Source organism: Micromonospora sp. A3M-1-15 (assembly GCF_024213425.1).
GTDB classification, from domain to species: domain Bacteria; phylum Actinomycetota; class Actinomycetes; order Mycobacteriales; family Micromonosporaceae; genus Micromonospora; species Micromonospora chersina.
Map to the genome: position 1 here is coordinate 784,394 of NZ_JANAVK010000002.1, position 10,399 is coordinate 794,792.

A 10,399-nucleotide genomic window follows, 5' to 3' on the forward strand; every position below is an offset into this window, starting at 1 on the left:
TCATTGTTACCGACTCGAGGGGCCCGCTGCTGCTGTGCGGCCGGGAGCGGGCGCGCCCGACCGGATCGGGCGACGCCCGGAGCACTCGCAGGAGGGGTGCGGCGGCCACCGGCGGTGCCGGAAGCGGCCCGGCCCCGGAATCTCCACGGCGCAGCCGAGGGTCTCCGGTGTGCCACCGTCGAGCTGCGTCAACGCCTCGGCCGCCGCGTAGGCCGTCGCCGCCAGCCGGGTGGTGGCCGCACAGGCCCGGTCGCCGTCGCCGGCCGCGAGCTGGGCGGCGAGCGCCGGCCACTCCGGGTCGCGGTCCGTCCGGTGCAGGTCGACGCAGCGCAGGCAGGGGCCCACCGGCGGGCGGACCAGCGGGCCGATCACCGGCACGCCGCCGCGCAGGTCGACCAGGAGATGAGGCTGGCGGCGCCGCGCGTACCCGGCGGCGAGCAGGGCCGCCGGGCGGTCCGCCCCGAGCTGGACCACCAGGTCGGACCGGTCCGGCCGGAGCGGCCCGGTCGCCGTGCCGGGCGCGCACCGGGCCAGCGCCGCGCGGACCGCCGGCGCCAGCGGGCGGCCCAGCTCCGCGCCGGTGAGGCCGGTCCCGACCAGGTCACCCGGGCGGACCGGCCCGGCCAGCTCGGGTACGACGTGCCCGACACCGGCCTGCGCCAGCGCGACGGCCACCGCCGCGCCGAGCCGCCCGGCCCCGGTTACCAGCACGCGGGCCGCCCGGCGGCGGCGCAGCACCCGGGCCGGCGTGCCGGGCAGGGCCGGCACGGCCAGGGCCAGGGCGTCGGCCTCCCCGGCGAGCCGGGCCCGGACCGGCCCGGTGAGCTCGCGGGGGAGCAGGCTCTGCGCGGGTACGACCAGACCGGCGGCCCGGAGCGTGTCGAGCAGCACCCGGGCCTCGGCCGGAGGCACCCGCGCGGCGGTCGCGGCAGTCAGCACGGCCCGTTCGCTCCGGGTGCCGTCCAGCAGGTCGAGCAGGCGAGCCGCACCCGGGCTGGTCACCTCGAGAAGCACGGCCCGGCCGGGCTCCACCCCGAGCTGGAGGGTGTGGCGGTCCCGCCAGAGCCGGGTCAGGCCGGGCAGCAGCGTCGGACGGGCGAGCGGCATCGGGTCGGTCACACCACGAATCGTGACCGTGTCCGCGCTCTCCGTCGATCGTTGTCCACAGGTGCGCTCGGCCGTGGCCAGCGTTGTCCACAGGAAAACCGGGGTTGTCCACAACCCGCCGGTAGCTGCTGTCGGCTATGCGACGGGGGAGGGGTGGCCGCCGGCCACCCCTCCCCCGTGCGACCCGGGACGGGTCAGACCTTGGCCTTGCCCAGGATGCGGTTCACTGTTGTGCCGCATACCGGGCACTTGCCCTTGGCCATGTTCATGCCGGTCTTCGAGACCTCCACGCGGCCCTCGAAGTCCCGCTTCTCCTTGCACTTCACGCAGTAACCGTTGTAGGTCTGGGCCTGGTCGGCCACGGTAGCCCTCCTCGTCTCGTCCGCCGGACGCCTCCGGCGGGTTCCCTGCGGCGGGCCACGGGTGGCGCCGGCGCCGGGGGGTTCTCCACGGCCACTCGCGTGACCGCTGGTTGGCGGACCCTACCCAGGTCTGGGCGGTTCCATGTCAGCTGCGCGTCGACTCTGTGAGTAAGTCGACGGCAAGAGTGTGCATGCCGAGTTACGTCGGATAAGTCAGTTTCGCGGGGACACGCCGGGTGAATGCCCTCAGATCCCCCTTCGGGAGGCCCCCAGCGCGACCGCCCGTCCGTAGATCACTTAACGTTGACAGGGGCCGGCAGGTGATGGTCAACTGCCGCCGCAAAGAAATTTTTCGGGACTCCTGACGACCAACCGCCATTTTCCGGGCGCGTGTCGTCGTGTTGACTCTTGCGGACCCCTGGTCAGTACGCATTAGCTTTCCCTCGTGACAGTCATCCGAGGCTGCGCGGACCAGTGATGGCCGCGACGCGGAAGCCCGTCGTCGAAGTACGGCGCAGCCAGCGCCGGCGGCGCACGGTGTCCGCGTACCGCGACGGGGAGCGCGTCGTGGTGCTCATCCCCGACCAGTTCTCCCGCGCCGAGGAGAGCGAGTGGGTCGACCGGATGCTGGCCCGGCTCGCGGCCCGCGAGGGCCGGCTCGCCCGCTCCGACGCCGAACTGCTGGCCCGGGCCACCCGGCTGATCAACCTCTACCTGCCGGAGCACGGGCTGGCCGCCGTCCCGGCCAGCGTCCGCTGGGTGACCAACCAGAACGGCCGCTGGGGTTCCTGCACCCCCGCCGACCGCACCATCCGGATCTCCCACCGGATCCAGGACATGCCCGACTGGGTGATCGACTACGTGCTGCTGCACGAGCTGGCGCACCTCGTCGTGCCCAGCCACAACGCCCAGTTCTGGGCCCTGGTCGGCCGCTACCCGAAGACCGAGCGCGCCCGCGGCTACCTGGAGGGCGTAGCCGCCACCTCCGGCGTCCCCCTGGCCGACTGACCCCCGCGCCCCCCGCTGCGTCGATCATGAAGTGAGCGGCGCGGTTCGCCCGCGTTGTCGCAGCTGACTTCATGATCGACGATCCACCGACGGGTGGCCATGGCGCTGACAGGGCGGCGGTACCCGGAGGGCTAGGGTCGTCGGGTGGCTCGACGTGTGGTGGTGGCGTTGCTCGCCCCGGTCAGGTGGACGCCGCCGGGGATCGATCCGGTGCGGTGGCGGAGCGCGCTCGCCGAGGACGTGGTGGACCTGCTGGCCACACTCAACGAGGTGGAGACCGCCGTGGCGGTGACGCCGGAGGACCGCTGGCTGGCCGACGAGGTGGTCTGGCCCGGCACCGCCGTGTACGAGGTGCCCGAACCCACCGCCACCGCGGTGTTCGCCGCGCTGACCGGATACGACCAGGCGGCCGTCGTGGTCGCCGACGCGCCCGACGTGCCGGGGCTGACCCTCGGCAAGCTGCTGCGGCCGCTGTCCAGCCGTCCGGTGGCGGTCGCCCCCGTCGAGGGCAACGGGGCGGGGCTGCTCGGGGTGGCCGCCCGGCTGCCCGTGCCGGAGTGGTTGCCGGCACTGGACCTGGACAAGACCGCGCCGGCCGAGGTGCGTGCCGCCGCCCCGCGTCCCGGGGACGTGGCGGTCACCGCCGGCTGGCGCCGGCTGCGCGGCCCGGCCGACCTGGCCACCCTCGACCCGGCCTTCGAGGGCTGGGAGGCGACGCGGGCGCTGCTCTCCGGCCAGCCCGGCTGACGCGCGGGGCCCGCACGAACACTCGTGCGGGCCCCGGCGACGTGCGGCGTCAGGACTTGTCGTCGTCCTCGCCCGGGGCCTGCTCCTCCGGCGCGCCGGGCGCGGTGAAGTCGAAGTTCGCCAGCTCCTCGTCCAGGTCGCTGGTGGTCGCGGCGAACGCCTCCGGGTTGGCGAAGTCGTCGTCCGAGGGGAGCAGGTCGGGGTGGCCCCAGACGGCGTCCCGGCCGGCGATTCCGCGGTGCTCGGTGAGCGCCGACCAGAGCACGGTCGCCTCGCGCAGCCGGCGCGGCCGCAGTTCCAGGCCGACGAGGGCGGCGAAGGTCTGCTCGGCCGGGCCGCCGGCGGCCCGGCGGCGGCGGAACGCCTCGCCGAGGCGGACGACGTTGGGCAGCCGGTCGCCGGCGGCGCTGTCGACCACGTGGCACACCCAGCCCTCGACCAGGGCGAGCACGGTCTCCAGCCGGGCCAGCGACGCCTTCTGCGCCGGGGTGTCCTCGGGAGTGAAGATGCCCTCCAGGGCGATCGCCTGCATGGACTCCGGGTCGGTCGGGTCGACCCGGCCCATCGCCTCCTCGATGGCCTCCCGGTTGACCCGGATGCCGGCGGCGTAGTTCTCCACGGCGGCGAGCACGTGCCCGCGCAGCCACGGGACGTGCTGGAAGAGCCGCTGGTGGGCGGCCTCGCGCAGGGCCACGTAGAGGCGCACCTCGTCCTCGGGCAGTTCCAGGCCCTCGCCGTACGCCCGGATGTTGGCCGGGATGAGCGCGGCGGTGCCGGCCGGGCCGAGCGGCAAACCGATGTCGCCGGCGGAGAGCACCTCGGCGGCGAGCGAGCCGAGCGCCTGGCCGAGCTGGCCGCCGAAGAGCGCGCCGCCCAGCGTGGCGACCATCGACTGCATCGGGCCGAGCTGGGCCCGGGCCTCCGGCGGCACGAGGTCACCCATGGCGCCGACCATGCGGCTGGCCACCGGGTCGCAGAGCTTGCGCCACACGTCGAGGGTCTTGTAGATCCACTCGTTGCGGTTCCAGGCGACCGAGGTCCGGATGCCGGAGGGCCACGAGGTGGCCGGCTCCAGCCAGAGGTCGGCGATGCGCAGCGCCTCCTCCACCGCGTTGCGTTCGAACGGCGAGACCGCCGGGTCGCCGGCGGCGGCGAGCTGGCTGGCGGCCACCTGCCGGGCGAGGTCCCAGTTGACCGGCCCGCTGCCCGGCGCGGAGAGCAGGTGCTGCAACTGCGACATGAACTGCTGCATCTGCGCGGGATCGTTGGGGTCTGGTGGTTGCCCACCCGGGAGCGCGAAGCCGAACGGAATATCAGGCACGACGTCTACGGTACGCGGGCCGCGCCGCAGGTCGTGCGCGTCGGCGTTGCGCTGAGGGCGAAGTCCGGTGGTCACCGCGCCGGACGTTCCGGGCCGGATCGGTACGCTCTGGCGCATGAGACGTCGCGGCGTGACCGTACTCCTCGGTGCACTGCTCACCGCCCTGCTCAGCGTCGGCGTGCTGAGCGTGCCCATCCCGTACGTGGTGCTCGGTCCCGGTCCGACCGTGAACACCCTCGGCAGTGCGGACGGCAAGGAGATCATCCAGGTCACCGGCCGGTCGACGTCCACCTCCGCCGGGCAGCTCCGGCTCACCACGGTCGGCGTGCAGCCCACCGTCCGGCTCCGGTCGGCGCTGGCCGGTTGGTTCTCCAAGGACGAGGCGGTGGTGCCGCGCGAGCTGGTCTACCCGCCGGGGGAGTCGCAGGAGGAGGTCGAGCAGCGCAACGCCGAGGACTTCCAGAACTCGCAGACCAGCGCGGAGACGGCGGCCCTGCGTGAGCTGGGCTACCCGATCCGGGTGCTGGTGAAGGCGGTCACCGCGGGCGGCCCGTCGGTCGACGTGCTCAAGCCCAACGACGTGATCACCTCGGTGGACGACCAGCCGGTGACCAGCGCGGCGCGGCTCACCGAGCTGATCCGCGCCAAGCCGGCGGGCACCGCGCTGAAGATCGGCTACACCCGTGCCGGCGCGCCGGCCACCGCCACGGTGACCAGCCGCGAGCAGGACGGCCGGCCGCGTATCGGCGTCGAGATCGACCAGCAGCAGCCACACCCGTTCACCCTCAAGATCGACCTTGGTGACATCGGCGGCCCCAGCGCCGGGCTGATGTTCACGCTGGGCATCATCGACAAGCTGGAGCCGGCCGACCTGACCGGCGGGAAGGTCATCGCCGGCACCGGCACCATCGACGACGAGGGCCGGGTCGGCCCGATCGGCGGCATCGCGCAGAAGCTGGTCGGCGCGAAGGAGGCCGGTGCGAAGGTCTTCCTGGTGCCCGCCGACAACTGCGCCGAGGCGGTCCGCAACCCGCAGCCCGACCTGCCGCTGCTGCGGGTGGCGACGCTGGACGACGCGCTGACGGCGCTGGAGAAGCTGCGCGCGGGAGGGCAGCCGACCCGCTGCTGACGGGCCCCGCGACGGGTCACCGGACGATCGTGACGTGACCTTGACCCGAGGTGTTCAGCAACACCCCGTACTCTGGGTGCCTGGTCGGAGCCGATCACATCGAGCGTGCGGAGCCAACAGTGGTCATGCGGAGCAGCCCCCTTCCGAGGATGAGCCGGCGCGGACGCGTCACCATCGGGGTCCTGATCGGGGTGTTCGTGTTCTTCACCCTGCTCGGGTGGGGGGTCAACGCCTGGACCGACTGGCTCTGGTTCGACGAGGTCCGCTACACCCAGGTCTTCACCGGCGTGCTCGCCACCCGGCTGCTGCTGTTCCTGGTGATCGGGCTCGGCATGGCGGCGATCATCGCGGGCAACCTGTGGCTGGCGTACCGGGTGCGGCCGCAGTTGCGCCCGCACTCCGCCGAGCAGGCGACCCTGGAGCGCTACCGGATGCTGCTGAGCCCCCGGCTCGGCACCTGGATCGCCCTGGCCTCCGCGGTCATCGGGCTCTTCGCCGGCCTCTCCGCGCAGAGCCGGTGGAGCCAGTGGCTGCTGTTCCGCAACGGCGGCAGCTTCGGCGTGAAGGACCCGGAGTTCGGCATCGACATCGGCTTCTACGTCTTCCAGCTGCCGTTCTGGCGCTACCTGCTCGGCGTCGGCTTCACCGCGGTGGTGCTCGCGCTGCTCGGCGCGCTGGCCGTGCACTACATCTTCGGCGGGGTGCGGCTCCAGGGCGTCGGTGACCGGATGACCAACGCGGCCCGGGCCCACCTCAGCTCGCTGGTCGCGGTCTTCGTGGTGCTCAAGGCCATCGCGTACGTGCTGGACCAGCGGGCCATGCTGCTGGAGTACAACGAGGGCGCCAAGCTCTACGGCGCCGGCTACGCCGACATCAACGCGCTGCTGCCGGCGAAGGAGATCCTCGCCTGGATCGCCGTGGTGGTGGCCGTCGCGATCATCGTGTTCTCCAACGCGTGGATGCGGAACCTGGTCTGGCCCGGCATCGCGCTCGCCCTGCTCGGCGTCTCGGCCGTGGCGATCGGCGGCATCTACCCGTGGGCCGTGCAGACCTTCGAGGTCAAGCCGAGCGCCCGGGACAAGGAGGCGCCGTACATCGAGCGCAGCATCGAGGCGACGCGGGCCGCCTTCGGGTTGACCGGCACGAAGAGCGCCGGCTACGCGGCGGACAACCTCATCCCGCCGGCCAGCCTGGCCACCGACACCTCGGTGGTGCAGAACGTCCGGCTGCTCGACCCGCAACTGGTCTCCGAGACGTACACGCAGCTCCAGCAGGTCCGCGGCTTCTACGACTTCGGCCCGAAGCTGGACATCGACAGGTACGCGAACGCCGGCAGGACCTCCGACTACGTGGTCGGCGTCCGGGAGATCAACTACGGCGAGCTGCCCAACAACAACTGGATCAACCGGCACACCGTCTACACCCACGGGTACGGCCTGGTGGGGGCCCCGGCGAACCAGGTGGTCTGCGGCGGCCAGCCGTACTTCGTCTCCGGCTTCCTCGGCGAGAAGGCCCAGGAGGCGTGCTCCTCGCAGGCCGAGCAGATTCCGGCCCAGCAGCCGCGGATCTACTACGGCGAGCGGATGGAGGCCGACGACTACGCGATCGTCGGGCAGACCGGTGACCGCAACGTCGAGTTCGACCGACCCACCTCGACCGGCGGCGAGCAGTACTACACCTACACCGGCGAGGGCGGCGTCGAGATCGGCTCGTTCACCCGGCGGCTGCTCTACGCGATCAAGGAGCAGGAGTCGAACTTCCTCCTCTCCGAGGCGGTCAACGACGACTCGAAGCTGCTCTACGTGCGCAACCCGCGGGACCGGGTGGAGAAGGTCGCGCCGTTCCTCACGCTGGACGGGGACCCGTACCCGGCGGTGGTCAACGGCCGGGTCCTCTGGATCATCGACGGCTACACCACGGCGGCGACCTACCCGTACGCCGATCGGGTCAACCTGCAGGCCGAGACGGCCGACGAGCTGACCGGCCGGGGCACCTTCCAGCTGGCCCGGGAGAACGTCAACTACATCCGCAACTCGGTGAAGGCGACCGTCGACGCGTACGACGGCACGGTCAAGCTCTACCAGTTCGACGACTCCGACCCGGTGCTCAAGGCGTGGAACAAGGCGTTCGGCGGCGAGCTGGTGCTGCCCAAGGGCGACATCCCGCCGGAGCTGGCCGAGCACTTCCGCTACCCGGCCGACCTGTTCAAGGTGCAGCGCAACCTGCTCACCAAGTTCCACGTCACCGACCCCGGCGACTTCTACTCCGGCCAGGACTTCTGGCAGGTGCCGAACGTGCCGGACGCGCCGGACAGCGGGCAGAAGCAGCCCCCTTACTACCTGTTCACCCAGTTCCCGGGGCAGGAGTCACCGCGCTTCCAGCTCACCGCGGCGGTCACCCCGAACGGGCGGCAGAACCTGGCCGCGCTGGTCTCCGGGTCGTACGTCGACGGGCGGCCCCAACTGGAGGTGCTGGAGCTGCCGGACCAGACCCGGATCTCCGGGCCGACACAGGTGCACCAGCAGATGACCAACAACGGCGACATCCGGCAGCAGCTCAACCTGCTCTCCTCCAACCAGGCGCAGGTGCAGTACGGCAACCTGCTCTCGCTGCCCTTCGCCGACGGCATGCTCTACGTCGAGCCGGTCTACGTGAAGAGCAGCAACCAGGACGCGTACCCGCTGCTGCAGAAGGTGCTGCTCTCCTACGGCGACGGCGGCTCGTACGTGGTGCTCGCGAACAACCTGAGCGACGGCATCAAGCAGCTCGTCGAGCAGGGCAAGCGGGCGGCCGCCGGCAGTCCGCCGCCGAGCACCGGTGACAACCCGCCGACGACCGGCGGCACGTCCCCGCCGGTGCTCACCGGCGAGCTGGCCGAGGCGGCCGGCAAGGTGCAGAGCGCCATCGCCGAGGTCAAGGCCGCGCAGGCGTCCGGCGACTTCGAGCGGTACGGGCGGGCGCTGAAGGCGCTGGACGAGGCGATGGCCGCGTTCCAGCAGGCCCAGGCAGCGGCCAACCCGTCGCCCGGCCCGACCCCGAGCGGCAGCCCGTCCGCGTCGCCACCGGCCTCGCCCTCGTCCTCGCCGTCACCGAACGGCTGACGCCGAGCCGACCACGCGAGCCCGTGGTCCGTGACCCGTAACGGTCCGGACCACGGGCTCGTGTCGCTTACCGGACGGAACACCCGCAACCCGGTGCCCGCTTCGACCGTCATCAGAGCAGGTGGGCGACAGGGAGGCGGGAGCCACGATGCGCGATGCGAACACCTTCGACGACTTCTACCGCAGCACGTCGGGTCGGGCGCTGCGGTACGGCCGCGCAGTGGCCGGCGACGCCGGTGAGGCCCAGGACCTCGTCCAGGAGGCGTACGCCCGGGCCTGGCGGCAGTGGGGGAAGCTCGCCGCCCACCCCGCGCCGGAGGCGTGGCTGCGGCTGGTGATCAACCGGCTGGCCACCGACCGCTGGCGGCGGCTGCGCGGCTGGCGTCTCGCGGCCAGCCGCACCGGCCCGCCCGACGACGTCGGACCGCCGGGTGAGGACACCGTGCTGCTGGTCGGGGCGCTCCGGCAGCTGCCGGCCCGGCACCGGCAGGCCCTCGCCCTGCACTACCTGCTCGACCTGTCGGTGGAGGAGATCGCCCGGGAGGCCGGTGTTCCCGCCGGCACCGTGAAGTCCTGGCTGTCCCGGGGCCGGGCCCGGCTGGCCGAGCTGCTGCCCGGCGTGGCCGCCGTGGAGCTGGAGGTGAATGATGTCGCGTGACCTGAACGGCCTCTACCGGGCGCTCGCCGCCGACACCGACGAGCGGGTGCTCCCGACCCCGGACCGGGTCCGCCGGCGGGCCGACCGCCGGGCCCGGCAGCGGGCCGCGTTCGGGGCCCTGACCGTGGCCGTGCTGGTCGCCGGCACCGCCGCCGGCACGCGGTGGGTGCTCGCCGCCGCGCCGGACCGTTCACCCGGGCCGCCCGCCGCCACGCCGACCGCGACGTCCGCACCCTCCAGTCCGGCCACCGCCTCGCCGACGCCCTCGACCGGCCGCACCGGGGCGGCGCCGTCCCGGACGCCCGGCGCGCCGACCACCGGCGCCCGGCCGCCCGCCACCACCCCGACCACCATCCCCGACCGGGCCTTCTTCACGTTGCCCGTTGCCAACGACGCCGGCACGGGCAACGAGTTCACCCCCGGAGCGGTGCTGCCGGCGCTCTGCGGCGCCACGCCGGGGGAGGCGCAGCTCGTCACGCGCCGCGCCCGGTCGTTGCCCTTCCGGCGCGCGGGCGCGGCGGCCGACGAGGTGCCGGCGGGCAGCTACCGGCACAGCATCGCCGTCTACCGGACCGGCCTCGCCGACGACGCGCTCCGCGAGCTGCGGCAGGCCGTCACGGACTGCCCCACGCGGCCGGTCCCCGACGCGCCCGGGGTGACGGTGCGCCAGCGACTGCTGCCCGACACCGGCTACGGCGACGAGTCGGTGCTGTTCGAGACCCGGACGCCCTACCGGGACGCGAACGGCGACCCGACCGGCGGCGACGAGGTTCACCTGGTCCGCGCGATCCGATCCGGCGACGTGGTCACCGTGCTCTGGGAGCAGGGCTGGGAGAGCACCTCCACCGAACGCGTCCAGTTCGACGCGGACAGCCGCCGGGCGGTCGAGGCGATCCGGAGGTGGCTGACCTGACGACCCGTTTTGCGCCTCCTGGGGTCGGTGCGCTACGGTTTACCAGCCGACGC

Annotated in this window: 9 protein-coding genes; 6 read left to right on the forward strand and 3 right to left on the reverse strand. The window is 73.1% G+C overall.

The annotated features are described in order from the left end of the window. Positions 1-6: 6 nt before the first annotated feature. Entirely contained in the window at positions 7-1,107 is a 1,101-nt protein-coding gene (locus NLX85_RS13445) for a TOMM precursor leader peptide-binding protein (protein ID WP_254335555.1), read from the reverse strand. Positions 1,108-1,301: 194 nt separating this feature from the next. Beyond that, positions 1,302-1,469, reverse strand: coding sequence for a DUF5679 domain-containing protein (locus NLX85_RS13450; protein WP_012014940.1), 168 nt, complete (start codon positions 1,467-1,469; stop codon positions 1,302-1,304). A 477-nt stretch (positions 1,470-1,946) separates the two neighbouring features. Between NLX85_RS13450 and NLX85_RS13455 the strand changes: the two genes are divergently transcribed. Both NLX85_RS13455 and NLX85_RS13460 read left to right on the forward strand, forming a co-directional pair. Continuing rightward, complete coding sequence (locus NLX85_RS13455; protein ID WP_254334956.1) at positions 1,947-2,477, forward strand: M48 family metallopeptidase; 531 nt, start codon at positions 1,947-1,949, stop codon at positions 2,475-2,477. 144 nt (positions 2,478-2,621) lie between these two features. Then, on the forward strand, positions 2,622-3,224 hold the full coding sequence (locus tag NLX85_RS13460; protein ID WP_254334957.1) for a hypothetical protein: 603 nt from the start codon (positions 2,622-2,624) through the stop codon (positions 3,222-3,224). Positions 3,225-3,273: 49 nt separating this feature from the next. Here NLX85_RS13460 and NLX85_RS13465 read toward each other — a convergent pair whose 3' ends face one another. After that, positions 3,274-4,476: a zinc-dependent metalloprotease gene (locus tag NLX85_RS13465; RefSeq protein ID WP_189195745.1), complete on the reverse strand. Its 1,203-nt coding sequence runs from the start codon at positions 4,474-4,476 to the stop codon at positions 3,274-3,276. Positions 4,477-4,660: 184 nt separating this feature from the next. On the opposite strand from NLX85_RS13465, the gene NLX85_RS13470 reads away from it, so the two are divergent. The 4 genes from NLX85_RS13470 to NLX85_RS13485 all read left to right on the forward strand — a co-directional run bounded on the left by NLX85_RS13470 (position 4,661) and on the right by NLX85_RS13485 (position 10,346). Next, on the forward strand, positions 4,661-5,674 hold the full coding sequence (locus NLX85_RS13470; protein ID WP_254334958.1) for a PDZ domain-containing protein: 1,014 nt from the start codon (positions 4,661-4,663) through the stop codon (positions 5,672-5,674). A 125-nt stretch (positions 5,675-5,799) separates the two neighbouring features. Then, positions 5,800-8,775, forward strand: coding sequence for a UPF0182 family protein (locus NLX85_RS13475; protein ID WP_254334960.1), 2,976 nt, complete (start codon positions 5,800-5,802; stop codon positions 8,773-8,775). A gap of 148 nt (positions 8,776-8,923) precedes the next feature. Further along, entirely contained in the window at positions 8,924-9,433 is a 510-nt protein-coding gene (locus tag NLX85_RS13480) for an RNA polymerase sigma factor (protein ID WP_254334966.1), read from the forward strand. Next, positions 9,423-10,346: a hypothetical protein gene (locus tag NLX85_RS13485; RefSeq protein ID WP_254334968.1), complete on the forward strand. Its 924-nt coding sequence runs from the start codon at positions 9,423-9,425 to the stop codon at positions 10,344-10,346. Before NLX85_RS13480 ends, NLX85_RS13485 begins: the two co-directional genes overlap by 11 nt. Positions 10,347-10,399 lie beyond the last annotated feature (53 nt).

Bases quoted from the DNA above. Each gene is read 5' to 3' on its own strand.
- NLX85_RS13445 (WP_254335555.1), bottom strand. From the start codon at position 1,107: ATGCCGCTCGCCCGTCCGACGCTGCTGCCCGGCCTGACCCGGCTCTGG.
- NLX85_RS13455 (WP_254334956.1), top strand. From the start codon at position 1,947: ATGGCCGCGACGCGGAAGCCCGTCGTCGAAGTACGGCGCAGCCAGCGC.
- NLX85_RS13465 (WP_189195745.1), bottom strand. From the start codon at position 4,476: ATGCAGCAGTTCATGTCGCAGTTGCAGCACCTGCTCTCCGCGCCGGGC.
- NLX85_RS13470 (WP_254334958.1), top strand. From the start codon at position 4,661: ATGAGACGTCGCGGCGTGACCGTACTCCTCGGTGCACTGCTCACCGCC.
- NLX85_RS13475 (WP_254334960.1), top strand. From the start codon at position 5,800: ATGCGGAGCAGCCCCCTTCCGAGGATGAGCCGGCGCGGACGCGTCACC.
- NLX85_RS13480 (WP_254334966.1), top strand. From the start codon at position 8,924: ATGCGCGATGCGAACACCTTCGACGACTTCTACCGCAGCACGTCGGGT.
- NLX85_RS13485 (WP_254334968.1), top strand. From the start codon at position 9,423: ATGTCGCGTGACCTGAACGGCCTCTACCGGGCGCTCGCCGCCGACACC.